The organism is Aestuariivirga sp., assembly GCF_037139295.1.
In the GTDB taxonomy this organism is placed as follows: domain Bacteria; phylum Pseudomonadota; class Alphaproteobacteria; order Rhizobiales; family Aestuariivirgaceae; genus Aestuariivirga.
In genome coordinates this window covers 1-24,387 of the sequence record NZ_JBAXGR010000008.1, presented here as the reverse complement: position 1 = coordinate 24,387, position 24,387 = coordinate 1, and the positions used below count along the sequence as shown (strand labels likewise).

Below are 24,387 nucleotides of genomic sequence, written 5' to 3'. Positions count from 1 at the left end.
ACTAAGTCAAAAGATCACTTGCGTTGCGGGGGAACCTCGCCGCAGCCGGCCGCGCCAAAGGGGTTGTTGAGGTCGCAGCCCGCCGCCTTCCGGATATCCGCCGTCATGGCATAGGGGCGTTCGCCGCACATCACCTGCGCCAGCCGCTTCTTCTTGCGCCAGACCTCCACCCCGGCATCATCGCCCATGCCGAACAGCCGGTAGGTGTAGCCCTCATTGGCGAAGCGCAGCGACCAGACATAAGCGTTGCCATCGAAGGCATGGGCGAACGACATGGCCCCCCTGCCCTCGTCGCGGTTCTCGGGGAAGGTGAGCTCTGCCCTCTCCGCCGTGCCATAGCGGTATTGCAGCGACTGGAAGCCGCCCGCCGCATCGTCCCTCACCGCGCAAAGCTCGATGGTGTGGGACTGGTCCTTGGCGAGGCAGGAAAACAGCGTCGCCTCATCGTCGGCACAGGCCAGTGCCGCGCCGGACGAGAGCAGAAGCACGAGCAGGCTAGCGGACGATGATGACGTGCATGTTCTTCGGGCCATGGGCGGGCCTCACGATGGTTTGCTCGATGTCGGCGGTGCGGGACGGGCCCGAGATCATGTTCACGGTGCGCGGCATGTTGCCCTCTCCCATCTGGCTGCGCAACTTGCTCCACGCCTCTTCATAGCTGCCAAAAAGGGCGGCGGATTCGAGCACCACGATATGCGCTTCGGGCAGGAAGTTGAGCGTTGTTGGGTTTTCCGGCCCTGAAATCTGCACGATGGTGCCAGACTCGGCCACACCCGCAAAGGCATGGGAAATCGAGGCGCGGTCAGCGTCGACCGCCGGGCCTTCCGTCACCTCCAGCGTGCCGCCGCGATGCCAGGGCAGCTTCGCCAGCAGTGGATCGCTTCCGCGCCGCACCACGGCGGGCAGGTTGCCGTCACGCAGATAGACGGCCACGTGGTGTGGCACCTCGTTCACGTCATCGATGATCTCCACCGTGCCGCCCACCGCCACCATCATCTCGGTGAAGACGCGGATGCGGTGGTCGATGTCGCCCTCGCCGCGCGCCGGAATGAGGTTGCGCGGGTGCTGTGCCATGTGCAGTTCCACCGCCTCGCGGCGCGCGCCTTCCGGTCCCTTCGGCAGCTTGGCGCGCACGCGGGCCATGATGGTTTCACGCGCGCTCATGAGCGGCGCTCCTTCCACAGCTGGTGGAAGGTCTTGCCCTGCGGTGCGGGCATGTCACGGAACTCCGTCCAGCCCGAGGCGAGCGGTACTTTCTTCAGGCGCCCCTTGCCGAATGCCTGGTTGGCGAGAATACGCGCCGCAAGGGCCGTGGCCTTGCGATAAAGCTTCGGATGCTTCGCCATCCAGGCCCAGAGCCCGAGGCCCCAGCGCATCGAAGTGGGCTGCAGGTGGCGCTCGAACTCCTTCTCGCGCCAGTGGCGCAGCATCTTGGGGATGGGGATGCGCATCGGGCAGACTTCCTCGCAGCGGCCGCAGAAGGTCGATGCGTTGGGAAGGTGCTTTGCATTTTCAATGCCGATCAGTGCCGGTGTCACCACCGAGCCGATGGGGCCGGGATAGACCCAGCCATAGGCGTGGCCGCCCACTGCATTGTAGACAGGGCAATGGTTGAGGCAGGCGCCGCAGCGGATGCAGCGCAGCATGTCCTGGAACTCGGTGCCGAGCACGGCCGAGCGGCCATTGTCGAGCAGGATGACGTGATATTCGACCGGACCATCCGGGTCGCCCGGGCGGCGGCCGCCGGTGGAGAAGGTCGTATAGTTCGAGAAATCCTGCCCCGTGGCGGAGCGCGCCAGCACGCGCAGGATGGTGGTCGCATCCTCCAGCGTCGGCACCAGCTTCTCGATCGAGGCCAGCACGATGTGGACCTTCGGCAAAGTCTGTGTGAGGTCGCCGTTGCCCTCATTGGTGACGATGATCGAGGTGCCGGTCTCGGCGATGAGGAAGTTGGCACCGGTGATACCGACATCAGCTGTGAGATATTTCTGCCGCAGAACGGCGCGCGCCTCCTCAACCAGCGCCGGGATCTCGGTCAGGTCGCGCTTCGGATCGAGGTGGGTGTGGACGCGGCGGAAATCAGCTTCTACCTGGTCGCGCGTCAGGTGCACGGCGGGGGCGATGATGTGGCTGGGCCGCTCGTTGCGGAGCTGGATGATATATTCGCCGAGGTCGGTCTCGACCGGCGTGATGCCATTGGCTTCGAGATGCTGGTTCAGGTCGATCTCTTCCGAGATCATCGACTTGCCCTTGGTGACCATCTTCGCGTTGGCCTTGCGGCAGATTTCCAGCACGGCGGCGCGGGCATCATCCGGCGTTTCCGCCCAGTGCACGTGGCCGCCCGTTGCCTTCACCTTCGCCTCGTATGTCTCGAGGTAGATGTCGAGGTGGTCGAGCACGTGGTCCTTGATGTCGCGCGCCTGGTCGCGCAGCGCGTCGAACTCCGGCAGTGCATCGCGGGCCTTGGTGCGCTTGTAGATGAAGCGTGGGCCCGTTTCGGTCATGGCATTCTGGAGCTTGTCGTCAGCCAGCGCCTTGCCGACATTGTCCTTGAAGTTGGCGGCACCCAGATCCATCACTCGGCCTCCGCAATGGGGGGCGTTCCATAGTCGCCCGCCAGCACTTCCGCCACGTGGCGCACCTTGATGGCGGAGCCGACGCGCTTCAGCTTGCCGGCCATGTTCATCAGGCAGCCAAGGTCACCTGCAATCAGCGTGTCGGCCCCCGTCGCCTCGATGTGGCGCAGCTTCTTCTCCAGCATCTTGTCGGAGATGCCGGGATACTTCACGCAGAAGGTGCCGCCGAAGCCGCAGCACACTTCCGCATCCGTCATTTCGCGGAGCGACACGCCTTCAACCGAGGCCAGCAGCTTGCGCGGCTCGTTGCGGATGCCGAGTTCGCGGAGCCCTGAGCAGGAGTCATGGTAGGTGGCGCGCGCCGGGAACTGCGCCTCGACCCGCTCCACCTTCAGCACGCGGGTGAGGAATGACGTGAGCTCATGGGTGCGGCGGCTCAGGTCCAGCGCCTCTTCATGGTCGGTCGAGCCGGGCTCGAAGAGTTCCGGGTAATGCTTCACCATCATGCCGCCGCAGGAGCCGGATGGCGCCACCACGTAGTCATAGCCCTTGAAGGCGGCGATGACGTTGCGGGCAATGGCGCGGGCGCTGGCCGTGTCGCCTGAGTTGTAGGCGGGCTGGCCGCAGCAGGTCTGGGCCTCGGGCACTTCCACCGTGCAGCCGGCATCCTCCAGCAGCTTCACCGCGGCAAAGCCGACGGAGGGCCGGAACATGTCGACGAGGCAGGTGACGAACAGGCCAATGCGCGGGGAAGTGTCAGGCATGGAACCTCGGGGGTGTACGGGGGAAGGGTTTTGCCAGCCCCCGCGGGTGGCCGCAAGGCTTCCCTCAGTTCTTGGTCTTGAGATAGGCGAGCAGGTTGGCGCGGTCGTCAGGTTTCTTCACGCCGCCGAAGGCCATCTTGGTGCCCGGAACCTCTTTCTTGGGGTTCTCGATATAGATGAGGAAGAGTTCGTCGGTCCAAGCCGGATGGGTCTTGGCGAAATCCTGCATGGCCGTGGAATACTTGTAGTCCGGCACCGAGGCGACGTTGCGGCCGATCACGCCCTTGAGCGTGGGTCCCACCTTGTTGACGCCCTTGTCGACCTCGTGGCAGGCCTTGCACTGGGCGAAGACCTTCTCGCCCTTGGCGGCGTCGCCCGAATCCTGGGCGAATGCGGCGGCGGGAAGCGCCAGAAGGGACAGCAGCGTGATCGTCAGTCGGGTCATGTGGGTCACTCCGTTGATCTTTCGTTGCAATGGGTGTTCGGACGAGGTTTAATTCCGTTTCTTCTAACGCTGCAGGCTGCGAAAAGATCACCCATGCTCACAATGCCCGTCCCCGACCAGGACACGATCGAGCGCCGTTCGGTCATCGCTGCGGCGCTGCGCCGCATCGTTCCCGGCGAAGGCGTGATCGAGTTGCCCGTCGAAATGCGGGCCTTCGAGACCGATGGCCTCACCGCCTATCGCCAGATGCCGCTCGTGGTGGTCCTGCCGGAGACGGTGGCGCAGGTCTCCGCCGTGCTGAAATATGCCCATGAGAATGAGATCAAGGTGGTGCCGCGGGGCGCGGGCACGTCGCTCTCCGGCGGTGCGCTGCCGCTGGCCGATGGCATCCTGCTGGGGCTGGCGAAGTTCAACCGGGTGTTGGAGATCGATTACGCCAACCGCTGCGCCGTGGTGCAGCCCGGCGTCACCAACCTCGCCATCACCAAGGCGGTGGAGCACAAGGGCTTTTACTACGCGCCGGACCCCTCATCCCAGATCGCCTGCACCATCGGCGGCAATGTTGCGGAGAATTCGGGCGGCGTGCACTGCCTCAAATACGGCCTCACCGCCAACAACGTGCTGGGAATCGAGATGGTGCTGGTGACCGGTGAGGTGATCAGGCTGGGTGGCAAGCACCTCGACTCGGAAGGCTATGACCTCCTTGGCATCATGACGGGCTCCGAGGGCCTGCTCGGCGTCGTCACCGAGGTGACCGTGCGCATCCTGCAGAAGCCCGAGACGGCGCGCGCCGTGCTGGTGGGCTTCCCCTCGAGCGAGGATGCCGGGCAATGCGTGGCTGATGTCATTTCGGCCGGCATCATTCCGGGCGGCATGGAGATGATGGACCGCCCGGCGATCCACGCGGCGGAAGACTTCGTCCATGCCGACTACCCGCTCGACGTCGAGGCGCTGCTGATCGTCGAGCTCGACGGGCCGCAAGTCGAGGTCGACCATCTGATCGAGCGCGTCTCCGAGATTGCGCGCGCCAACAAGGCCACGACGCTGCGCATCTCGACGTCCGAGGAAGAGCGCATGCTGTTCTGGGCAGGCCGCAAGGCGGCCTTCCCGGCCGTGGGGCGCATCTCGCCGGACTATCTCTGCATGGACGGCACCATTCCGAGGAAGCGCCTGCCGGAAGTGCTGCAGGGCATGGCAGAGCTTTCGAAGCTGCACCGGCTGCGTGTGGCCAATGTCTTCCACGCAGGCGACGGCAACCTACATCCGCTGATCCTCTATGATGCCAACAATGCGGACGAACTCGACCGCGCGGAAAAATTCGGCGCCGACATCCTGCGCCTCTGCGTGAAGGTGGGCGGCGTGCTGACGGGCGAGCATGGCGTGGGCATCGAAAAGCGCGACCTGATGCCGGAGATGTTCACGGAAGGCGATCTCGCCCAGCAGATGCGCGTGAAGTGCGCCTTTGACGACAAGGGCCTGCTGAACCCCGGCAAGGTGTTCCCCACGCTTCACCGCTGTGCGGAGCTGGGCCGCATGCATGTGAAGGGCGGGGCGCTTCCCTTCCCGGAGATCCCAAGATTCTGATGATCGCCGTGCTGAAGCCTGCCACCGAAACCGAATTGTCGGACATGATCGCCGCGGCAAAGGCGCCGCTGGAGATCATCGGCAGCGGCACCAAGCGCCACCTGGGCCACCCGGTGCAGGCGGCGGCGACGCTGGACATGTCTGCCTTCTCCGGCGTCATCGCCTATGAACCGGAAGAGCTGATCCTCGACGTTGGCGCCGCAACGCCGCTGGCCGAGATCGAGCGCATGCTTGGCCAGCGCGGCCAGCAGCTGGCCTTCGAGCCCCCCGACTGGTCGGCGTTGCTGGGGTCTCATGGCAACGGCACAGTGGGTGGCCTCGTGGCCTGCAACCTGTCCGGCCCGCGCCGCCTCAAGGCCGGTGCCGTGCGCGACCATATCCTCGGCATTCATGGCGTCACCGGTGCGGGCAATGTGTTCAAGGCGGGCGCGCGCGTGGTGAAGAACGTGACGGGCTATGACATGCCGAAGCTGCTGACCGGCTCTTACGGCACGCTCGCCGCACTCACCTCGGTGATCCTCAAGGTGTTGCCCGCGCCCGAGACGGAAGAGACGGTGGTGCTGACCGGCCTCGACGACGCGCAGGCGGTGGAGGCGATGAGCCTTGCCATGCAGTCGGCCTGCGAGGTCTCCGCTGCGGCCTACATTCCGGGCGAGGCCGTCTATCTGCGCCTTGAAGGAATCGCGCCTTCGGTGGCCTATCGCCGCGACCAGCTGGGCAAGGTGCTGAAGCGCGGCATCGAGGTGATGGCGGCGAAGAGTTCCATCGCCAAGTGGCAGGCGATCCGCGACGGTGCGATGTTCGCCGAGAACCCGCGCCACCCGCTGTGGCGCATCTCGGTGGCGCCCTCCGCCGCGCCGGGCATGATTCGTGTACTGAAGGACAAGCTCGACATTCGCTATCTCTTCGACTGGGCGGGCGGCCTCGTCTGGCTGGAGGTGCCACCGTCGCATGATGCCGCGGCGGTGCTGGTGCGCTCAAGCTTCGCTTCGGGCCATGCAACGCTGATCCGTGCGCCGGAAGCAACCCGCGCGGCGGTCGACGTGTTCCAGCCGCAGGCGCCAGCGCTTGCAGCCCTCTCAGGCCGGGTGAAGGATGCCTTCGACCCGCGCCACGTCCTCAATCCCGGCCGCATGTATCGGGGCATCTGATGCAGACCAGTTTCACGCCTGAACAATTGACCACCCCGCGCATCGACGCGGCCAACAACATCCTGCGCAAGTGCGTGCATTGTGGCTTCTGCACGGCCACCTGCCCCACCTATGTGCTCCTGGGCGATGAGCTCGACTCACCCAGGGGCCGCATCTACCTCATCAAGAACATGCTGGAGTCCGGCGAGCCCGCGACGGCCGAGACGGTGAAGCACCTCGACCGCTGCCTCTCGTGCCTGTCCTGCATGACCACCTGCCCCTCGGGCGTCAACTACATGCACCTCGTGGACGAGGCGCGCGCCCATGTTGAGGAAACCTATAACAGGCCCTTGTTCGAGCGGCTGTTGAGGGACGTGCTGGCCTACACCATGCCGCGCCCGAAGCTGTTCCGCCTGTCGCTGATCGGCGCGAAGCTCGCCTCGCCGCTGGCACCGGTGGCAAAATCCTTCGGTGCCACGCGCATCGCGGCACTGCTTGGCCTCGTGCCGAAGCGCATGCCCACGCCGGAGCGCATCGGCCAGCCCGGCACCTATCCGGCAATCGGTAAGAAAAAAGGTCGCGTGGCGCTGCTCATGGGCTGCGTGCAGAGCGTGCTCGACCCCGGCATCAACGCCGCCACCATCCGGCTGCTGAACCGGCTGGGCTTCGAGGTCGTCGTCTCGGGCGAGGAGGCCTGCTGCGGCTCGCTCACCCACCACATGGGCAAGGAAGAGGATGCGCTGGCCCGCGTCCGGCGCTCGGTGGACCAGTGGACCAAGGCCGACGTCGATGCGGTGATCGTCACGGCATCGGGCTGCGGCACCACCATCAAGGACTATGGCCACATGCTGCGCCTCGACCCGGCTTATGCGGAGAAGGCCAAGGCCATCAGCGCCAAGGCGAGGGACGTCACCGAATACCTCATCGCGCAGGAACTGCCGGAGGCGACGGGCGGCCTGCGCCTTGCCTATCACTCCGCCTGCTCGATGCAGCATGGCCAGAAGATCAAGACTGAACCACAGAGGCTGCTGCGACGTGCCGGCTTCACGGTGATGGAGGTGCCCGAGGGCCACCTGTGCTGCGGCTCGGCCGGCACCTACAACATCCTGCAGCCGGAACTGGCCACCAGGCTGCGCGAGCGCAAGGTGGCGAACATCGAGTCTCTCAGCCCCCAGGCCGTCGCCACCGGCAACATCGGCTGCATCACCCAGATCGGCCTCGGCACAAGGATCCCCATCGTCCACACGGTGGAACTGCTCGACTGGGCCTATGGCGGGCCGAAGCCCGAAGCCCTGCCATGACGGCGGCGCCCGTCCGCCACCAGCGCTCCGAGGGGTCGATCCACCTGAGCATGGGGCCGAACGGCATCGTAAGATTGCGCGAGGCACATGCAGCGAAGGTGCGCATTCCTTTCGGCGTGCCCGAGGCCATTCTCATCAACACGGGCGGAGGCCTGGCAGGGGGCGACCGCTTCAGCTTCGACATCACGACAGAGGCGGACACCACCCTCACCGTCACCTCGCAGACCGCAGAGCGCGTCTACCGGTCGCTGGGGCCCTCCGCGCAGGTCGACGTCACGCTCAGCGCCCGCGACGGCGCCCGCCTGATGTGGCTGCCGCAGGAGACGATCCTGTTCGACGGCGCTGCACTCTCCCGCACGATCACCGCCGATCTGGCCGCCTCGGCGCGCTTCCTTGCGGTCGAATCGGTGATCCTCGGGCGCGAGGCGATGGGAGAAAGCGTGCAGGAGGCGCGGCTCACCGACCGCTGGCGCATCCGGCAGGGGGGAAGGCTCATCTTCGCCGATGACATCGCTTTCGCTGGCGCGCCTCCCGCCACACCGGCAACGCTGGGCACGAAGCGCGCCTTCGCCACCGTGGTGCTGGTGGCACCGGAGGCCGAAGACCTGCTCGACCGCGTTCGCGCTGCAATCGGCGAGAAAGGCGCGGCCAGCGCCTGGTCTGGCAAGCTCGTTGCAAGGCTCGTCGCAACAGACGGGTTCGACCTTCGCAAATCCCTGATTCCGGCCCTCACGGTGCTGGCGGGAGGGGGCGGCCTGCCTAAAACCTGGTCGTTCTGAGGAATAATTATGCAACTGACGCCGCGCGAGAAGGACAAGCTGCTCGTCAGCATGGCCGCCATGGTGGCGCGCCGAAGGCTTGAGCGCGGCGTGAAGCTGAACCACCCCGAGGCCATCGCCCTCATAACCGACTATGTGGTGGAGGGCGCCCGCGACGGCCGTTCCGTCGCCGACCTGATGGAGGCCGCAGCCCATGTCGTCACCCGCGGCCAGGTGATGGAAGGGGTGGCCGAGATGATCCACGAGGTGCAGGCGGAGGCCACCTTCCCGGATGGCACCAAGCTCGTCACCGTCCACCAGCCGATCCGCTAGGAGCACCTCATGATCCCCGGTGAAATCATCACGCTTGCGGGCGACATCGACCTGAACGTCGGCGCACCCACCGTGACGCTCGAGGTCGCCAACACCGGCGACCGGCCGATCCAGGTGGGCTCGCACTACCACTTCTTCGAGACCAACGCCGCGCTGCGCTTCGACCGTGACAAGGCGCGCGGGTTTCGCCTCGACATCGCGGCGGGCACCGCCGTGCGCTTCGAGCCGGGCCAGCGCCGCGAGGTGACGCTGGTGCCGCTCGGCGGCGAACGCAAGGTTTACGGGTTCCGGCAGAAGATCATGGGAGCGCTCTGACATGGCCCGCATTTCCCGCGCCACCTATGCCGCCATGTATGGCCCCACGGTGGGCGACCGCGTGCGCCTGGCCGACACCGAACTCTTCATCGCCGTCGAGAAGGACCTGACGGTGCATGGCGAAGAGGTGAAGTTCGGCGGCGGCAAGGTCATCCGCGACGGCATGGGCCAATCCCAGACGACGCGCGCCGAGGGCGCACTCGACACCGTCATCACCAATGCGCTGATCCTCGACCACACCGGCATCTACAAGGCCGACGTGGGCCTGCGCGACGGCCGCATCGCAGGCGTCGGCAAGGCAGGCAACCCGGATACGCAATCCGGCGTCAGCATCGTCATCGGGCCGTCGACGGAGATTATCGCCTGTGAGGGCCGCATCCTCACCGCCGGCGGCATCGACTGCCACATCCATTTCATCGCGCCCCAGCAGATCGAGGAGGCGCTGTACTCCGGCATCACCACCATGCTGGGCGGCGGCACGGGCCCGGCGCATGGCACGCTCGCCACCACCTGCACCGGCGCGTGGCACACCATGCGGATGATCGAGGCGGCAGATTCCTTCCCGATGAACTTAGGATTCATGGGCAAGGGCAACAGCTCGCTGCCTGCAGCACTCGAGGAGATGATCCTCGCCGGCGCCTGCGGCCTCAAGCTGCATGAGGACTGGGGCACCACGCCTGCGGCCATCGACAACTGCCTCGCCGTCGGCGACCGTTTCGACGTGCAGGTAGCGATCCACACCGACACGCTGAACGAATCGGGCTTCGTCGACGACACCATCGCCGCCTTCAAGGGCCGCACCATCCACACCTTCCACACCGAAGGTGCTGGCGGCGGCCATGCGCCGGACATCATCAAGGTGGCAGGGCTTTCCAACGTGCTGCCCTCCTCCACCAATCCCACACGGCCCTATACGATCAACACGGTGGCCGAACACCTCGACATGCTGATGGTGTGCCACCACCTCAGCCCACGCATTCCGGAGGACATTGCCTTCGCCGAAAGCCGCATCCGCAAGGAGACCATCGCGGCGGAGGACATTCTCCACGATCTCGGCGCCATCTCGATGATCTCGTCGGACAGCCAGGCCATGGGCCGGGTGGGCGAGGTCATCATCCGCTGCTGGCAGACGGCCCACAAGATGAAGGTGCAGCGCGGCAGCCTGCCCGGTGACGGCGCTGCCGACAACAATCGCGTCAAGCGCTACGTGGCGAAATACACGATCAACCCGGCCATCGCGCAGGGCATCGCGCATGAGGTGGGCTCGATCGAAGTTGGAAAGCGCGCCGACCTCGTCATGTGGAACCCGGCCTTCTTCGGCGTGAAGCCGGAGATGGTGCTGCTGGGCGGCTCCATCGCGGCGGCACCCATGGGCGATCCCAATGCGTCCATCCCCACGCCGCAGCCGGTACACTACCGCCCGATGTTCGCGAGTTTCGGCAAGCTGATGACCAATTCCGCCGTCACCTTCGTTTCCAAGGCGGCCCTGCAGGACGGTCTGCAGGCCAAGCTTGGGACGCAGAAGAAGATGGTGGCGGTCGATAACACACGCGGCGGCCTGTCCAAGGCCTCGATGATCCACAATGACGCGACGCCGGTGATCGAGGTGAACCCCGAGACTTATGAAGTGCACGCCGATGGCCAGTTGCTGACCTGCGAACCCGCCCACGTGCTGCCGATGGCGCAGCGCTACTTCCTCTACTGATGGCCCTGCGCGCCACATCCTTCCGCCGGGCAGAGCCACTGGGTGACGAGCCCTTCGGCATCGTGGTGCTGGATGCGGATGAGCGCCACATCCGGCGCAAGCGCATCACGCTGGCCAATGGCGAGGACATTCTCGTCGATTTCGAGAAGCCGGTTCACCTCGAACAGGGCGACCGGCTGGTGCTGGAGGATGGCCGCACGGCGAAGATCGTCGCGGCGCCGGAAGAGCTGATGGAGGTTCGCGCACGTGACGCGCAGCACCTCGTCACGCTGGCCTGGCACATCGGCAACCGGCACCTCTCCGCACAGATCGATGCCAATCGCATCCTGCTGCGCCGTGACCGCATCATCCGCGTGATGCTGGAGCAGCTTGGCGCCAAAGTGTCGGATGTGACGGAGCCCTTCACTCCTGTCCACGGCGCCTATCATGCGCACGAACACTGAGGCCGCGCAGCTTCTGCTGCTGCTCACCTGGATGTCACCCGCCTTCCCCGCCGGCGCCTTCGCCTATTCGCACGGGCTCGAATGGGCCATCGATCAGCGCGCTGTCACCACGGGCGCGGAGCTGAAGGACTGGATCTCGGACCTGCTGACGCGCGGCTCCGGATGGAACGATGCCGTGCTCTTCGCGCGGTGCTGGGACGATGATGCCGGAGAGTTGAACGAACTCGCCCTCGCGCTAGCAACCTCGCGCGAGCGCCACCTTGAAACCACGCAGATCGGCCGCGCCTTCCGCATCGCGGCAGGCATTTTCGCGGCGCCCTCGCTCGATGACGAGGAGATCGCCTATCCCATCGCAGCCGGCACCGCCTGCGTCGCGATGGGCATCGACAAGGATCACGCGCTGCTGGCCTGGTTGCAGGGCTTCGCGGCAACCCTCACCTCCGTCGCGGTGCGCCTCGTGCCCATCGGCCAGACGGCGGGGCTCGAGGTGCTGCGCGACCTTGCCCCCGTCATCGCCCGCACGGCGGAGCGAGCAAGTATAGCCACGCTCGATGACCTCGGCGCCATCACGCTTGGCGCAGACATTGCCGCGATGAAACACGAGACGCAGTACAGCCGGGTGTTCCGCACATGACGAAATCCTCCCACGGCCCGTTGCGCGTCGGCATCGGCGGGCCGGTCGGCTCCGGCAAGACGACGCTCACCGAAAAGCTGTGCAAGGCAATGCGCGAGAAATACTCCGTCGCCGCCATCACCAACGACATCTACACCAAGGAAGACGCGCTCATCCTCAACCGGCTGCAGGCGCTGCCGGAAGATCGGATCATGGGGGTGGAAACCGGCGGCTGCCCGCACACCGCGATCCGCGAAGATGCATCGATCAACCTTGCCGCGGTGGACGAGATGGTGTGGCGCCATCCGGACCTTGACGTGATCTTCATCGAATCCGGCGGCGACAACCTCGCCGCCACCTTCTCGCCGGACCTCGCTGACATCTCGCTCTATGTGATCTCGGTCTGCCAGGGCGAGAAGATCCCGCGCAAGGGCGGCCCCGCCATCACGCGGTCCGACCTGTTGGTCATCAACAAGGCTGACCTTGCGCCGCATGTGATGGCCGACCTCGGCATCATGGAACAGGATACGCGCAAGGTGCGCGGTGACAGGCCCTATGTGTTCACCGACCTGCTGCGGCAGAAAGGCCTTGCCGAGGTTGTCACCTTCATCGAGCGAGCCGGCGGATTGGCGTGACGGCAAGTGAACCTTGGTCTGGATTGCCCGGGCGCAGGAAGACCATTCAGCCGTCGTTGAAGTAGTCAGATTCCCTTACGTCACATGTATGAATACTTATCTTTGGTGAATTTCTTTGCTTGTACATTCACGCGGCTTCAAATTATTTCGAAGTCTGCGATTGCAAATCAGGGCTGCGGGGGAATTCCGTGACGACGGACATCACGAACGCCGACGACGATACCGCGCTCAAGGAACTCCATGATGCCCTGGCGCGGGTGAAGGCGCAGACCCATGTGGTGCGCCTTGCAATGTCGGGCATGGAGGATGAGCGCGACATCCGTGCCATCATGTCCTCGCTCGACGCGATCAATGACGATCTCGCGCAAGCAGCTGAATTCTTGAGGCGCTGAGAGTGGTACCGCCTGCCCGGTTCGAACGGGCGACCCCTAGATCCACAATCTAGTGCTCTAACCAACTGAGCTAAGGCGGCATCACTGGGCTGAAAGGCCAAAAGCCTTTCGCACGGGGCGTTCCTAGCCCCAGTCGCTGGCGATTTCAAGCCAACAAAAAGGCCCGCATCGAAACCGAGCGGGCCTTGGAGGGTTAATGCATCGGCCGGGGAGGCCCCGGCCGGGCATCAGCTGTTTGGCTTAGGCAACCTTGGAAAGGGTGGCGAAGGACTTGGACATCTGGTCCTGCACCGGCTTCAGCGATTCCTTGGCGAGAGCGACGGAGAGCTCGGAGAGCTCGCTGGCCTGGCGCTGCAGCGTCTCGGCCTGCTCCTTGAGGAAGCTCTGCTGCAGGTTCATGACCTCGGACGGGTCACGAACCGAGAAGAACTTGCGCGCAAAGGCGAAGCCGGAATTGATGTTCAGCTGCACGAATTCCATCGACTTCAGCTGGATGTCGGTCACGCGGTTCTTGTAGGCATTGGCGGCGGCGTCCATCAGCTGGACGTTGCCGTGGGCCACTTCCGAGACCTTCTCGAAGGCGCCCTGCGCCTGGTCGAGGGTCTTCTGGGCGAAGCTTGCAACCTGCTCGGCAACCTGCTCGGTGGCCTTGGTCACGGTTTCATTGGTCATTTCGGGCTTGGCCGTCTTGGTCGACATGGGTGTTTCTCCTGTTGGCCAGGCTTGGCTCTGCCTGCCTGATGAACAGAATATAGGCCCACAAATGGTGCGATGCAATATAAATATTGCACTGCGACCTCTCCGATGCCCCCCGTACCCCTGAAAATTAACCGGATGTTGCCGAATTCCTTTATTTTTTGGGTTAAGGCATCGTAAACAGATTGGGCTGAGTTTGGGCTGGTTGTAGGGGTGAACTGTTGGCCGACGTCGCCACACCGACGCTGGAAGACCTGAGGGACGTGCCAGAAGCCGCCTGGCTGTGGGACGCCGGGCGGGCACGCATCGTCTGGGCCAATCCGGCCGGCATCGCCTTTTTCGGCGGCGCCTCGCTGTTCGACCTGATCGACCGCCCCTTCGACGAGCAGGAACCGGGCGTCGAGGCGATGATGGGCCTGTCGCGCACCCTGCATCGCGGCCAGGTTGAAACCGTCGATCTCACCTTCCCGTCTGCCGCCACCGAAGGCGCCATCACCTGCCGCTGCATGATCCATGCGCTGGCAGATGGCCGCCCGGGCGTTCTGGTCGTCGCCCGTGCGTCTGGCAGCGCCGAGGTGGCCCGTGCGGATGCCGACATGGCCGCCGCCTTCGACCTCCTGCCCTCTGCCGCCATTCTTGTCGGGCGTGACGGCAGCTTCCACCACCTCAATGCCGCAGCGCTCATGCTGCTGGGCGCCAACCAGCGCGGCAGCCTTGCCGAACTGATGGGCGACCAGCCCCAGGCCGATGCGCTGCTGGCGCGCATCGCGGCGGCAGGCACCGTGGTGCAGCACCGCGCGCTCGCCGTGCGCATCGGCACCCGCGACATCCGCCTCACGGCGCGCCGCCTCAATCGCGAGGCCGAAGGCGCCGCCTTCGCCATGCTGCTGCTCGATGACGTGACGGAGCGCCGCGCGCTGGAGCTGAAGCTGTCAGGCACCGAACCCGCAGCTCCTGCGGCCGCACCCGCGCCAGCCGCGCCGGCGGCTTCCCCAACGTCAGCAGCCGCCGCAGCGAAGAACGCCGCCGCACTGTCAGAAGCTGATGCCGCCGCCTTCGAAAAGCTGGGCAAGGTGCTGCAGGATGAACTCCGCCAGCCGAAGCCGGCTGTGCCGCGCGCGCCGCAAGCCGCCGCGCCGGAAGCGCCGCCGCCCGCCCCGCGTCGCAAGCTGCAGCGCATACCCGACCAGGTGCGCCTGCCGCTGGAGAACCGGCCCGAGGCCGTGCTGGTGGCCAAGGACGGCCAGCTGCTCTTCGCCAACCCTGCCGCGGCGCGGCTCTTCGGCTACGAAACCGGCGAGGACGTAATCAACGACCAGGCGCTCTCCAACCGCTTCGGCCAGCTTGGCCAGGCCCTGCCGCGCGCCAGCATCCTCACCGACCAGGGCAGCGAGATCGAGGCCAGCGTGCAGATGGTGGTGATCCCCTGGCTGGGCGGCCCGGCCCGGCAGTTCCTGCTCCATCCTGCCGAGGCGGCACGCCCCGAACTTCGCCTCGCTCTCACTCCCACCGTACCGTCGTCCCCCATGTCGACGACTGCCGAGGCCCAGACCGTCGTCGAGACCGTCGTCGAGACCGTCGCGCCGCCGGAAGCCCCACGCACCAGCGCCGAGGTGATCCAGCTTCCAACGCGCAACCCGGGCGCGGACGCCGACCAGGAGTTGCGCGCCATTCTCGACACCGCGGCCGACGGCATCATCACGCTGGACCAGGACGCGAAGATCCACACCTTCAGCGCCGGAGCCGAAGCGATCTTCGGCTACCGCATCGCCGAGGTTACCGGAAAGCCGCTGTTCGACCTGCTGTCGCCCGACTGCCGCAAGGTGGTGCGCGACTATCTGGCAGCACTGCAGGGCCCCGGCCTCGCATCCGTCTTCAACGATGGCCGCGAAGTCACCGCACTGGTCAGGCAGGGCGGAACGGTTCCGCTGTTCCTCACCATCGGCCGCCTGCAGGCCACGCGCTCGCAGGCCGCCTTCTGTGCCGTGGTGCGCGACATCACGCAGTGGAAGAAGACCGAGCAGGAACTGCGCGAGGCAAAGGAGAAGGCGGAGGCGACCAGCCGCCAGAAGTCCGAGTTCCTCGCCAGCGTCAGCCATGAGCTGCGTACACCCCTCAACGCCATCATGGGTTTCTCGGAAGTGATGCGGCTCGGGCGCTTCGGCGAAATCGAAAACGAGAAATACCGCGGCTACGTGCAGGACATCCACGCCAGCGGCGCGCATCTGCTGTCGCTCATCAACGACCTGCTCGATCTTTCGAAGGTCGAGGCGGGTAAGCTCGATCTCAATTTCACCGCCGTGTCGCTGGCCGACGTCACCGACTACGTGCTGAAGCTGCTGCAGGAGCAGGCCACGGCGGCGCGGGTGGTGATGCGCAAGTCGATGCCGCCCGATCTTCCCAACGTGGTGGCCGACCTGCGCTCCATGCGCCAGGCGCTGCTCAACCTCGTGTCCAACGCCATCAAGTTCACCGATGCGGGCGGCCAGGTGGTGGTCTCCGCCCAGGTGATGAACAACGGCGAATTGAAGCTGCGCGTCAAGGACACCGGCATCGGCATGGATGAGGACCAGCTGAGGGGCGCGCTCGAACCCTTCGGCCGCGTCATTACCGAAGGTCGCGACGTGCAGGGCACCGGGCTTGGCCTGCCGCTCACCAAAGCGCTGGTCGAGGCCAACCGCGCGCGGCTCAGCCTCTCCAGCGAGCCGCGCAAGGGCACGCTGGCCGAAGTCACGTTCCCCACCACCCGCGTGCTGGCGGAATAACCCAATCATGACCGCCGCCGCGATGCCCAAGGGCCCGCCCCGCCCGGCAAGCGAAAGGCTGTTCGCCGCGGCAGCTCTCGTCATCGGACTGGCGCTGGTGCTGCCGGTCGTCACCATCATCGTGCTGGCGCTGGCGCCCACTGAAAATGTCTGGCCGCACCTGCTCTCCACCGTGCTGCCGGGCTATGTGATGCGCACTGTCGCGCTGATGGCGGGCGTGGGCCTCATCACCTTCGTGGTCGGCACCGGCACGGCGTGGCTCGTCACAATGTGCCGCTTTCCCTTGCGGCCGCTGTTCGTCTGGGCCTCGCTGCTGCCCATGGCCATGCCGGGCTACATCGTCGCCTATGCCTATGTCGATTTCCTGAGCTACGCAGGCCCGGTGCAGACGCTGCTGCGCGAAGTCATGGGCTGGACGACCAAGTCCGATTACTGGTTCCCCGAGATCCGCTCGCTGGGCGGCGCCATCTTCGTGCTGTCGATGGTGCTCTATCCTTATGTGTTCCTCACCGCGCGGGCGAGCTTCATCCGCCAGCCGGCAACGCAACTCGAAGTGGCGCGTGCCTTGGGCCGCACGCCGTGGGGCGCCTTCCGCGCCGTGGCGCTGCCGCTCGCGCGCCCCGGCATCGCGGTGGGCGTGTCGCTCGCCCTCATGGAATGCCTCAACGACATTGGTGCGGCGGGCTTCTTCGGCGTGCGCACGCTGACGCTCGGCGTCTACACGACGTGGCTGTCACAGGGAAACCTCGGCGGTGCGGCGCAGATCTCCGCCGTCATGCTGCTCTTCATCTTCGTGCTGCTGTGGATCGAGCGGCAGGCGCGGCGGCGCCAGTCCTTCGTGCTGCCCGCCCAGCGCCCGCGCCAGCCGGACCGCATAAGGCTCAACGGCTGGCAGCGCGCGCTCGCCGTCGTCGCCTGCGGCCTTCCCATCCTCATCGGCTTCGTGCTGCCGGCCCTCGTGCTGCTGAACTTCGCGGCACCCCGGATGGGTGATGCGCTGTCCACCACCTACCTCAGCGCCGTCTATCATTCGCTGCTGCTGGCCGTTGTCGCCGCCGTCGTGGCAGTCCTGCTGGGCCTCGTGCTCGGCTATGCCAACCGCACCGTGCGCAGCGGCCTCACCCGGCGCGTCATCCGCCTTGCCGCCACGGGCTATGCCATTCCCGGCACGGTCCTGGGCATTGGCGTGCTGATCCCGCTCGCTGCCTTCGACAATTCACTCGATGGCTTCCTGCGTGAGCAGATCGGTGTGTCGTCAGGCCTATTGCTGTCGGGCACCATCGCGGCGCTGGTCTTCGCCTATGTGGTGCGCTTCCTCGCCGTCTCCTTCGGCGCCATCGAGGCCGGACTGCAGAAGGTGACGCCCAGCGTGGCCGCCGCGGCGCGCATGCTGGGGCGCGGCCCCATCGCCGCCTTCATCGAAGTGCATCTGCCGTTGCTGAAGCCCGCACTTGCCTCCGCCGCACTGCTCGTCTTCGTCGACTGCATGAAGGAGCTTCCGGCGACACTGATCCTCAGGCCCTTCGACTTCGAGACGCTCGCCACCACGGTCTTCATGCTGGCCTCCCTCGACCAGCTGGAGGAAAGCGCGCTGCCGGCCCTCACCATCGTCGCCGTCGGCCTGCTGCCGGTGATCCTGCTCTCGCGCACGCTGCACGAGCCGCACATCACGAGCTGAGTTCGGGCAGGTCCTTGTAAAGGTCCAGCGCCTCCGGGTTGGCCAGCGCCTCCTTGTTCTTCACCACGCGGCCATGCACCACGTCGCGCACCGCAAGCTCGGTGATCTTGCCGGACTTGGTGCGCGGAATGTCGGCGACGGCGACGACTTTCGCCGGCACGTGGCGCGGCGAGGCGCCGTCGCGGATCTTCTTCCTGATGCGGGCGACCAGCTCATCATTCAGCGCCACGCCGGGCCGCAGGCGCAGGAACAGCACCACGCGAACGTCCGAGTCCCAGTCCTGACCGATGGCCAGCGCCTCGATCACCTCCGGCACCTGCTCCACCTGGGCATAGATTTCGGCCGTGCCGATCCGCACGCCGCCGGGGTTGAGCGTCGCGTCGGAGCGGCCATGGATGATCATGCCATTGTGCGGCGTGATCTCGGCGAAGTCGCCATGGCACCAGATGCCGGGGAAGCGGGCGAAATAGGCGTTGTGATACTTCGAGCCGTCGGCATCGTTCCAGAACATCACCGGCATCGACGGGAAGGGCTTCACGCAGACGAGTTCGCCCTTCTCACCGCGTACCGGCTTTGCGTTCTCATCATAGACATCGACCGCCACGCCCAGCATGGCGCCCTGGATCTCGCCGCGCCACACCGGCGACAGCGGGTTGCCGCCCACGAAGCAGCCGCAGATGTCGGTGCCACCCGAGATGGAGGCGAGCTGGATGTCGGACTTGATGCCGGCATAGACGAAGTCGAAGCTTTCCGCCGACAGCGGCGAGCCGGTCGACAGCATGGCGCGCAGGGCTGACAGCTTGTGCGTCTCCTTCGGCACGAGGCCGCTCTTCTTCACCGCATCGATATACTTGGCGGAGGTACCGAAGATGGTCATGCCCTCGTCATCGGCATAATCGAACAGCACGCGCTCGGACGGGTGGAAGGGCGAGCCGTCATAGAGCAGAAGCGTTGCGCCCGCAGCGAGACCGGAGACCAGCCAGTTCCACATCATCCAGCCGCAGGTGGAGAAATAGAACAGCTTGTCGGAAGGCTTGGTGTCGGTATTCAGCACATGCTCGGACAGGTGCTTCAGCAATATGCCGCCCGCACCATGCACGATGCATTTCGGGATGCCCGTCGTGCCGGAGGAATAGAGGATGTAGAGCGGATGGTCGGGCGGCAGCTGCGCGAAGCTGATCGGCGCGTCGCTCTGCCCGCTCATGAAGCCTGCCAGCGTTTCACCCTTCGGCAGCGCCTGGGCCACAGCGTCCGCCTCGCCGATGTAGTCGATCACCAGCGCCCGCTCGACGCTCTTCAACTCCTTCAGCACGTTGCCGATCTTCTCGGCCATGCGGATGGTCTTGCCGGCATAGTAGTAACCGTCGCAGGTGATGAGGATCTTCGGCTCGATCTGCCCGAAGCGGTCGAGGATGCCGCGCTCGCCGAAGTCCGGCGAGCAGGATGACCAGATGGCGCCCAGTGAAGAGGCCGCGAGGAAGGCCACGATCGATTCCGGCATGTTGGGCACGATGGCGCAGATGCGGTCACCCGCCTTCACACCCGCAGTGGCGAAGGCACGGCTGAGCTTCGCCACGGCCTTGTGGAGTTCGGCCCAGCTCATCCGCCGCCTGACCTTGTCCTCGCCGCGGAACACCAGCGCATCCATGTCGTCGTTCCGGCGCAGCATGTTCTCGGCATAGTTCAGGCGGGCATCGGGGAAGAACTTCGCCCCCGGCATCTTCGTGCCATCGACCAGAACGCGGCTGCCGCGGGTCTCGGCCTTCACCTCGCAGAAGTCCCACAGGCGCGACCAGAAGGCCTCGGGCTCCTCCACCGAATAGCGCAGCACCTCCTCGAAACTCCTGAGGCCCAGCGGCGCCATGAAGCGGGCGAGGTTGGAACTGGCCATCCGTTCGGGGGCGGGGGTCCACAAAGCACGTTCGGTCATGTAAGGCACTCCGGAGTGGCGGTTCGTTGCGGGTCTAGTCATGTCACGAAAGGGCCGCAAGTCCCGCCCAAAAGCGGCGCGATTTCAGGAGTTTCCGATGTACAACCGACGGCTCATGGCAGGTGGCGCGGCGTTTGGCCTTTTGGTGCTGGTGGTTGTCGCCTTCGTGCTCGTGGCGCCGCGCGGGGTGGCGGGCAGGCTCAATGCGCTGGCGCAGCAGCAGCTGGGCCGCAGCCTAGCGGTCAATGGCGGCACCCACCTCGACTTCTCGCCCCTGTCGGTACGCCTTGACGACGCCACCCTCTCCGGTGCTGCGCCGGAGGATGACAGCCTCGCCACCGTCAAGTCCGCCGTCATTCCGGTGACGCTGGGCCAGCTCTTCGGGGCCGCGCCGGAGATTGCCAGCATCACCCTCACCGAGCCCGAATTCGCACTGCTGATCAATGACCGCGGCGAGGCGAACTGGGATTTCCCGGGCTTCACACCCGGCGGACCGCTGCGCATCCAGCTGGAACAGGCCCGGTTCCGCTACTTCGACACCCGCAACAGCCAGAGCATGGCGCTCACCCATGTCGATGGCACGCTGGACATGCGCGCCGATGGCGGTGCCAGTTTCGCCGGCACCGCCGTGATCAACGGCCGGCTGGTGCGCATCGATGCCGACCTCAAGTCGCTGGCCCGCATCAATGCCGATGGCTCGCCGCTGGAAATCGCCCTTGCCGCCGATGATGGCAACGCCAGTTTCAGCGGCCGCCTGTCCACCGCCGAAGTCCTGAGTCTCGCAGGCCCCGTCAGCCTGTCGAGCCAGACGCCGGGTCCCGGGCTGCGCCTCATCGGGTTGCCGCTGCCCGCCGGCATCACGGCCACCGGCGCCATCGCCATCGACGGCGCGCTTGACAGCGCAGGCCGCGCCTATGCGATCCGCAATGCCACGCTCTCGATGGGCAACTTCCGCGCGGCGGGCGAGCTGGGGGCAGACCTCCGCAACGCCACGCCCAAGCTGCAGGCGAGGCTTGTTGCCGACAGGCTGTGGCTTGATCCCTTCATGCCAGCATCCGGTGCCAAGAATGGCGACTGGGGCCGCGTGCCCCTGCCCTTCGCCCTTCTGAAGGCCTTCGACATTGAAGCCACCATCGATGCCCGCAGCATGTCCTTCGGGGGCTTCACCGCGGGCGGGTCCGAGCTTCGCATCGCGCTCACCGACGGCAAGCTTGACGTGACCAGCGTTTCCGACCTCGACACGGACGGAACATTGAACGTCACCGTCAAGGCCGATGCCAATGCGGCACCCCCCAGTGTTGCCGTCAACATGATCGCCAATGACATTGCAGCCCAGCCTCTGCTGGGCGCGCTCACAGGGGCCACGCAACTCACCGGCACCGGCGGCTTCACGGCGAACTTCACTGCCGGCGGCACAACGCAGGAGGAACTCGTCGGCATGCTGAAGGGCACGGCCAGCATCGACCTCGTCAACGGCAGCATTGCCGGAGCCGACCTTGCTGGCCTCGTCCTCGCGGCCAAGCAGAAAGTGCTCGAAGGCTGGCAGGCGGCGCCCGGCGATACGCCCTTCACCAGCCTCCGGGGCGAGACCACCATCCAGGACGGCATCGCCAACTTCCGCAACGCGACGATCGAGGGTCCTGTCAGCTTCACCCTCGAAGGCCTCATCGACGTGCTTCGCCAGGGCATCGCCGTGTCGACCACGGCAACCACCAACGGCCAGCCGCTGCTGCCCGTGGCGGTCATCGCGCGGGGGCCGTGGGGCGCGCCGAAAATCTTTGCGGATGTTCCCAGCTTCATCGCCAACCCCGATGGCAGCACGGCACCCCTGCAGGATCCCGCGTCACCGCAAGGCAATTGAACCGGCGCGCAGGCCGGGGCATGAAGGACAGATGATCCGCATCCAGCAACAGCCCTTCGACCCGGGCCACGAACTCGCCGAGGTGAAGAGAGGCAGGCCGGGCATCGGCGGCACCGTCATGTTCCTTGGCACGGTGCGTGACCTGTCGGATGGCACCGACGTCAAGGCCATGACGCTCGAGCACTATCCCGGCATGACCGAGAAGGCCCTCGAAGACATCGAGCAGGAAGCGCACCGCCGCTGGCAGCTCGATGCCACGCTCATCATCCACCGCCATGGCCGGCTGGAGCCGGGCGAGGATATCGTGCTGGTCATCGCCGCCTCGGCCCACCGCGAAGCCGCCTTCGAGGCCTGCCACTTCCTCATCGACTGGCTGAAGACCAAGGCGCCCTTCTGGAAGCTCGAGGAGAATGACCAGGGTGCGAGCTGGGTCGCCGCCAAGGACAGCGACGACGACGCGGCGCGGCGCTGGAGCAAGTGAGGCACTGGCGGCCACCACGCCGGTCGCCCAGGCCCTGGTGGCGCAGCCTTGCCGAGGGCGCGGGCATGCTGCTGCTGCTTGCCGTCATCACCTATGGCGCGCGCCAGGCCGGCTGGCTTCCCGACGAGACGGGGTCCTTCACCGCGGTCGACGGCGACTCGCTCCGCAAGGACGGGAAAGACTATCGCCTGCACGCCATCGACGCGCCGGAACTGTTCCAGACCTGCTGGAAGGCCGATGGCAAGGAATATGATTGCGGCCATGCAGCGCGCGATGCGCTGCGCGGCCTGGTCCGCAATGCCACCGTCACCTGCAACATCCTCGATACCGACCGCTACGGCCGCGCGGTTTCAGAGTGCAGCGCCGGGAAGGCGAACATCAACGATGCCATGGTGCGCGCCGGATGGGCGGTCGCCTACACCCGCCACGGCCAGGATCATGCCGCGGCGCAGGCGGAGGCCCGCGTTGCTGGCCGCGGACTTTGGCAGGGCCGTTTCCAGACGCCGGAAGACTGGCGCAATGCCAACCGCAACAGCCTGCTCCAGCAGCAGGAAGAGGATTGAGCGGCGGGCACAACGTGCCTCGCCGCTCGCTTGGCCGCGTCAGAAGTTGTTGGGGTTGCCCTTGACGATCGTGCCGGTGCCGTCGTCCTTGCCGTCCTTCACCCAGGTCACCTGGTCGCCATCGAGCTTGACCTGCCAGCACGCCTCGGGGTCCTGGCCATACTGGAAGCACATGGTGTCGGCGTTGATGCGCCACTTGCCCGCATAGTCCTTGCCCTTGATGACGCCGTCAGCGCCGTAGAATTCCGTGTAGGCTCCGGCCGCCATCATGCTGCCCTGCACGGTGTTGCCGGAGATTGCCGCGCCGATCTGCTCGCCCGTTGCCATCGCGCCCGCAAACGCCGTTCCGCTTGCCGCAAGCATGACCGCGGCTGCCATCAGGATGTTCTTCATATCAGTTCCCCTTTGTTAATTTTTTTCCTACGGCGGAACTGGCCGCGGGGATTACAGCGGCGGAAGCCAGGCGGCCGGAAATTCACGGCAAGCTGCCCCACCGGCATCACGGTCAAGTCCAACGGCAGCGGCAAGGTCAGGATCAATGGCACCAAGGCCACGGTGAAGACCTTCAGCGCCACCGCCTGGGAGGCCCGCATCAAGGGCATCGCCATCGACTTCGGAATGGACGGGTCAGCACTCACCGTCACCTACACGGCAAAGGGCGGCGCCAACGGCATCTGCCAGGTCACGAGCAGTGCGGCGTCCGGGGACGCCGGTGGCGGGGCCAACCTCACGCTCGCCCCCGCCAAGGACCAGGAGGCCTGCCTTGCCGCCGTCTCCAACAAGACCAACAATGGCGAGGTCACGGTTCTCGACACCAACAGCTCGGAAGCCAACAACACGGTCATCGTCGGCGTGGGCGAGCAGAAGGCCAAGTGGCGGTGCCTGGTCAAGAACGGCCGCGTCGCCGACGTGATGTCGCTCACCGATGAAGGCGCTCTCTGAGGCACCCGCTTCGGGATCGCAAACGCAATTGCTTTCCACCGCACAAACACGCCGTCCATTCACGGCTATCTCCGGCCCGACGCCACGAGGGCCTGAATGGACGCGACTGCCGATGACGATACCGGGAACATTCTCGGCCATGTTGACTATCGTCACATCGTGGCCATCCTGCAGAAGCACTACCCTCAGATGAGTGCCGAGGAGGCTGCGCGGCTGGTCTTCGAATACCTGCGGCCGCAGGATGCAGATGCCCCGCTCAACAACATGGCAGAAGACCCGGAAGCGGCCTGACTGGCCCGCCGCGCCGTCCAGCAGCGCGATCATCTCGCGGAAGACAGTGGTGTTGCTCTGAGTCTGACCGGGCGCACAGCCCACGGCGACAAAGCGCCAACCGTCCGGAAGCTGTCGATGCAGCCTCGGTTCGCCAATGAATGGTGCTGCCAGGGGGAATCGAACCCACGACCTCTCCCTTACCAA

At 65.8% G+C, this 24,387-nt stretch carries 26 protein-coding genes and 1 tRNA gene; 18 read left to right on the top strand and 9 right to left on the bottom strand.

The features are described from left to right. Positions 1-14: 14 nt before the first annotated feature. The 5 genes from WCJ41_RS04305 to WCJ41_RS04285 all read right to left on the bottom strand — a co-directional run bounded on the left by WCJ41_RS04305 (position 15) and on the right by WCJ41_RS04285 (position 3,785). Positions 15-533, bottom strand: a complete 519-nt coding sequence (locus WCJ41_RS04305) for a hypothetical protein (RefSeq protein WP_336904602.1) — start codon at positions 531-533, stop codon at positions 15-17. Continuing rightward, on the bottom strand, positions 496-1,164 hold the full coding sequence (locus WCJ41_RS04300) for a lactate utilization protein (protein WP_336904601.1): 669 nt from the start codon (positions 1,162-1,164) through the stop codon (positions 496-498). The genes WCJ41_RS04305 and WCJ41_RS04300 overlap by 38 nt, the downstream gene beginning before the upstream one ends. Then, positions 1,161-2,576 carry a LutB/LldF family L-lactate oxidation iron-sulfur protein gene (locus WCJ41_RS04295; RefSeq protein WP_336904600.1) on the bottom strand — a complete coding sequence of 472 codons (1,416 nt, stop codon included), beginning with the start codon at positions 2,574-2,576 and terminating at the stop codon, positions 1,161-1,163. Before WCJ41_RS04295 ends, WCJ41_RS04300 begins: the two co-directional genes overlap by 4 nt. After that, complete coding sequence (locus tag WCJ41_RS04290; protein WP_336904599.1) at positions 2,576-3,340, bottom strand: (Fe-S)-binding protein; 765 nt, start codon at positions 3,338-3,340, stop codon at positions 2,576-2,578. The genes WCJ41_RS04295 and WCJ41_RS04290 overlap by 1 nt, the downstream gene beginning before the upstream one ends. Positions 3,341-3,404: 64 nt before the next feature. Beyond that, entirely contained in the window at positions 3,405-3,785 is a 381-nt protein-coding gene (locus WCJ41_RS04285) for a cytochrome c family protein (protein WP_336904598.1), read from the bottom strand. 93 nt (positions 3,786-3,878) lie between these two features. Here WCJ41_RS04285 and WCJ41_RS04280 point away from each other — a divergent pair, with 93 nt between their 5' ends. The 11 genes from WCJ41_RS04280 to WCJ41_RS04230 all read left to right on the top strand — a co-directional run bounded on the left by WCJ41_RS04280 (position 3,879) and on the right by WCJ41_RS04230 (position 12,994). Continuing rightward, on the top strand, positions 3,879-5,369 hold the full coding sequence (locus tag WCJ41_RS04280) for an FAD-linked oxidase C-terminal domain-containing protein (RefSeq protein WP_336904597.1): 1,491 nt from the start codon (positions 3,879-3,881) through the stop codon (positions 5,367-5,369). Beyond that, complete coding sequence (gene glcE / locus WCJ41_RS04275; RefSeq protein ID WP_336904596.1) at positions 5,369-6,520, top strand: glycolate oxidase subunit GlcE; 1,152 nt, start codon at positions 5,369-5,371, stop codon at positions 6,518-6,520. Before WCJ41_RS04280 ends, glcE begins: the two co-directional genes overlap by 1 nt. Beyond that, positions 6,520-7,800 (top strand): glycolate oxidase subunit GlcF, encoded by a 1,281-nt coding sequence (glcF, locus tag WCJ41_RS04270; RefSeq protein ID WP_336904595.1) that lies wholly within the window; start codon positions 6,520-6,522, stop codon positions 7,798-7,800. The genes glcE and glcF overlap by 1 nt, the downstream gene beginning before the upstream one ends. Then, a complete protein-coding gene (locus WCJ41_RS04265; protein WP_336904594.1) occupies positions 7,797-8,579 on the top strand; it encodes an urease accessory protein UreD in 783 nt (260 codons plus the stop codon). The genes glcF and WCJ41_RS04265 overlap by 4 nt, the downstream gene beginning before the upstream one ends. Before the next feature lie 9 nt (positions 8,580-8,588). Further along, the gene (locus WCJ41_RS04260) at positions 8,589-8,891 is read left to right on the top strand and encodes an urease subunit gamma (RefSeq protein WP_336904593.1); all 303 of its coding nucleotides are present in this window, start codon (positions 8,589-8,591) and stop codon (positions 8,889-8,891) included. A gap of 9 nt (positions 8,892-8,900) precedes the next feature. Then, positions 8,901-9,206, top strand: a complete 306-nt coding sequence (locus tag WCJ41_RS04255; protein ID WP_336904592.1) for an urease subunit beta — start codon at positions 8,901-8,903, stop codon at positions 9,204-9,206. 1 nt (position 9,207) lies between these two features. Further along, complete coding sequence (gene ureC, locus WCJ41_RS04250) at positions 9,208-10,911, top strand: urease subunit alpha (protein ID WP_336904591.1); 1,704 nt, start codon at positions 9,208-9,210, stop codon at positions 10,909-10,911. Continuing rightward, on the top strand, positions 10,911-11,354 hold the full coding sequence (locus WCJ41_RS04245) for an urease accessory protein UreE (protein ID WP_336904590.1): 444 nt from the start codon (positions 10,911-10,913) through the stop codon (positions 11,352-11,354). The genes ureC and WCJ41_RS04245 overlap by 1 nt, the downstream gene beginning before the upstream one ends. Beyond that, positions 11,338-11,988 (top strand): urease accessory protein UreF, encoded by a 651-nt coding sequence (locus WCJ41_RS04240; protein WP_336904589.1) that lies wholly within the window; start codon positions 11,338-11,340, stop codon positions 11,986-11,988. Before WCJ41_RS04245 ends, WCJ41_RS04240 begins: the two co-directional genes overlap by 17 nt. Then, positions 11,985-12,602 carry an urease accessory protein UreG gene (ureG, locus tag WCJ41_RS04235; RefSeq protein ID WP_336904588.1) on the top strand — a complete coding sequence of 206 codons (618 nt, stop codon included), beginning with the start codon at positions 11,985-11,987 and terminating at the stop codon, positions 12,600-12,602. The genes WCJ41_RS04240 and ureG overlap by 4 nt, the downstream gene beginning before the upstream one ends. A 188-nt stretch (positions 12,603-12,790) precedes the next feature. Then, positions 12,791-12,994: a hypothetical protein gene (locus WCJ41_RS04230; RefSeq protein WP_336904587.1), complete on the top strand. Its 204-nt coding sequence runs from the start codon at positions 12,791-12,793 to the stop codon at positions 12,992-12,994. A gap of 3 nt (positions 12,995-12,997) precedes the next feature. On the opposite strand, the gene WCJ41_RS04225 is transcribed toward WCJ41_RS04230, so the two are convergent. Then, positions 12,998-13,074, bottom strand: a tRNA-His gene (locus tag WCJ41_RS04225). 160 nt (positions 13,075-13,234) lie between these two features. Beyond that, positions 13,235-13,693, bottom strand: a complete 459-nt coding sequence (gene phaP, locus WCJ41_RS04220) for a TIGR01841 family phasin (RefSeq protein ID WP_336904586.1) — start codon at positions 13,691-13,693, stop codon at positions 13,235-13,237. Positions 13,694-13,911: 218 nt separating this feature from the next. On the opposite strand from phaP, the gene WCJ41_RS04215 reads away from it, so the two are divergent. Together WCJ41_RS04215 and WCJ41_RS04210 are read left to right on the top strand one after the other, a co-directional pair. Continuing rightward, a complete protein-coding gene (locus WCJ41_RS04215) occupies positions 13,912-16,455 on the top strand; it encodes a PAS domain-containing sensor histidine kinase (RefSeq protein WP_336904585.1) in 2,544 nt (847 codons plus the stop codon). A 7-nt stretch (positions 16,456-16,462) separates the two neighbouring features. After that, positions 16,463-18,133, top strand: coding sequence for an iron ABC transporter permease (locus tag WCJ41_RS04210; protein WP_336904584.1), 1,671 nt, complete (start codon positions 16,463-16,465; stop codon positions 18,131-18,133). On the opposite strand, the gene WCJ41_RS04205 is transcribed toward WCJ41_RS04210, so the two are convergent. Then, on the bottom strand, positions 18,123-20,063 hold the full coding sequence (locus WCJ41_RS04205; protein WP_336904583.1) for an acetoacetate--CoA ligase: 1,941 nt from the start codon (positions 20,061-20,063) through the stop codon (positions 18,123-18,125). The genes WCJ41_RS04210 and WCJ41_RS04205 overlap by 11 nt on opposite strands. Before the next feature lie 97 nt (positions 20,064-20,160). Between WCJ41_RS04205 and WCJ41_RS04200 the strand changes: the two genes are divergently transcribed. The 3 genes from WCJ41_RS04200 to WCJ41_RS04190 all read left to right on the top strand — a co-directional run bounded on the left by WCJ41_RS04200 (position 20,161) and on the right by WCJ41_RS04190 (position 22,968). Further along, positions 20,161-21,924 (top strand): AsmA family protein, encoded by a 1,764-nt coding sequence (locus WCJ41_RS04200; protein ID WP_336904582.1) that lies wholly within the window; start codon positions 20,161-20,163, stop codon positions 21,922-21,924. 31 nt (positions 21,925-21,955) lie between these two features. Then, positions 21,956-22,405, top strand: coding sequence for a molybdenum cofactor biosynthesis protein MoaE (locus tag WCJ41_RS04195; protein WP_336904581.1), 450 nt, complete (start codon positions 21,956-21,958; stop codon positions 22,403-22,405). Between the two features lie 65 nt (positions 22,406-22,470). Beyond that, positions 22,471-22,968: a thermonuclease family protein gene (locus tag WCJ41_RS04190; RefSeq protein ID WP_336904580.1), complete on the top strand. Its 498-nt coding sequence runs from the start codon at positions 22,471-22,473 to the stop codon at positions 22,966-22,968. Positions 22,969-23,007: 39 nt separating this feature from the next. Here the strand turns inward: WCJ41_RS04190 and WCJ41_RS04185 are convergent, their stop codons facing one another. Continuing rightward, on the bottom strand, positions 23,008-23,361 hold the full coding sequence (locus WCJ41_RS04185) for a hypothetical protein (RefSeq protein WP_336904579.1): 354 nt from the start codon (positions 23,359-23,361) through the stop codon (positions 23,008-23,010). Between the two features lie 12 nt (positions 23,362-23,373). Between WCJ41_RS04185 and WCJ41_RS04180 the strand changes: the two genes are divergently transcribed. Further along, positions 23,374-23,910 (top strand): hypothetical protein, encoded by a 537-nt coding sequence (locus tag WCJ41_RS04180; protein WP_336904578.1) that lies wholly within the window; start codon positions 23,374-23,376, stop codon positions 23,908-23,910. A gap of 96 nt (positions 23,911-24,006) precedes the next feature. Then, on the top strand, positions 24,007-24,201 hold the full coding sequence (locus tag WCJ41_RS04175) for a hypothetical protein (protein WP_336904577.1): 195 nt from the start codon (positions 24,007-24,009) through the stop codon (positions 24,199-24,201). Positions 24,202-24,387 lie beyond the last annotated feature (186 nt).

Bases quoted from the DNA above. Each gene is read 5' to 3' on its own strand.
- WCJ41_RS04305 (WP_336904602.1), bottom strand. From the start codon at position 533: ATGGCCCGAAGAACATGCACGTCATCATCGTCCGCTAGCCTGCTCGTG.
- WCJ41_RS04300 (WP_336904601.1), bottom strand. From the start codon at position 1,164: ATGAGCGCGCGTGAAACCATCATGGCCCGCGTGCGCGCCAAGCTGCCG.
- WCJ41_RS04295 (WP_336904600.1), bottom strand. From the start codon at position 2,576: ATGGATCTGGGTGCCGCCAACTTCAAGGACAATGTCGGCAAGGCGCTG.
- WCJ41_RS04290 (WP_336904599.1), bottom strand. From the start codon at position 3,340: ATGCCTGACACTTCCCCGCGCATTGGCCTGTTCGTCACCTGCCTCGTC.
- WCJ41_RS04285 (WP_336904598.1), bottom strand. From the start codon at position 3,785: ATGACCCGACTGACGATCACGCTGCTGTCCCTTCTGGCGCTTCCCGCC.
- WCJ41_RS04280 (WP_336904597.1), top strand. From the start codon at position 3,879: ATGCTCACAATGCCCGTCCCCGACCAGGACACGATCGAGCGCCGTTCG.
- glcE (WP_336904596.1), top strand. From the start codon at position 5,369: ATGATCGCCGTGCTGAAGCCTGCCACCGAAACCGAATTGTCGGACATG.
- glcF (WP_336904595.1), top strand. From the start codon at position 6,520: ATGCAGACCAGTTTCACGCCTGAACAATTGACCACCCCGCGCATCGAC.
- WCJ41_RS04265 (WP_336904594.1), top strand. From the start codon at position 7,797: ATGACGGCGGCGCCCGTCCGCCACCAGCGCTCCGAGGGGTCGATCCAC.
- WCJ41_RS04260 (WP_336904593.1), top strand. From the start codon at position 8,589: ATGCAACTGACGCCGCGCGAGAAGGACAAGCTGCTCGTCAGCATGGCC.
- WCJ41_RS04255 (WP_336904592.1), top strand. From the start codon at position 8,901: ATGATCCCCGGTGAAATCATCACGCTTGCGGGCGACATCGACCTGAAC.
- ureC (WP_336904591.1), top strand. From the start codon at position 9,208: ATGGCCCGCATTTCCCGCGCCACCTATGCCGCCATGTATGGCCCCACG.
- WCJ41_RS04245 (WP_336904590.1), top strand. From the start codon at position 10,911: ATGGCCCTGCGCGCCACATCCTTCCGCCGGGCAGAGCCACTGGGTGAC.
- WCJ41_RS04240 (WP_336904589.1), top strand. From the start codon at position 11,338: ATGCGCACGAACACTGAGGCCGCGCAGCTTCTGCTGCTGCTCACCTGG.
- ureG (WP_336904588.1), top strand. From the start codon at position 11,985: ATGACGAAATCCTCCCACGGCCCGTTGCGCGTCGGCATCGGCGGGCCG.
- phaP (WP_336904586.1), bottom strand. From the start codon at position 13,693: ATGTCGACCAAGACGGCCAAGCCCGAAATGACCAATGAAACCGTGACC.
- WCJ41_RS04210 (WP_336904584.1), top strand. From the start codon at position 16,463: ATGACCGCCGCCGCGATGCCCAAGGGCCCGCCCCGCCCGGCAAGCGAA.
- WCJ41_RS04205 (WP_336904583.1), bottom strand. From the start codon at position 20,063: ATGACCGAACGTGCTTTGTGGACCCCCGCCCCCGAACGGATGGCCAGT.
- WCJ41_RS04200 (WP_336904582.1), top strand. From the start codon at position 20,161: ATGTACAACCGACGGCTCATGGCAGGTGGCGCGGCGTTTGGCCTTTTG.
- WCJ41_RS04195 (WP_336904581.1), top strand. From the start codon at position 21,956: ATGATCCGCATCCAGCAACAGCCCTTCGACCCGGGCCACGAACTCGCC.
- WCJ41_RS04190 (WP_336904580.1), top strand. From the start codon at position 22,471: ATGCTGCTGCTGCTTGCCGTCATCACCTATGGCGCGCGCCAGGCCGGC.
- WCJ41_RS04185 (WP_336904579.1), bottom strand. From the start codon at position 23,361: ATGAAGAACATCCTGATGGCAGCCGCGGTCATGCTTGCGGCAAGCGGA.
- WCJ41_RS04175 (WP_336904577.1), top strand. From the start codon at position 24,007: ATGGACGCGACTGCCGATGACGATACCGGGAACATTCTCGGCCATGTT.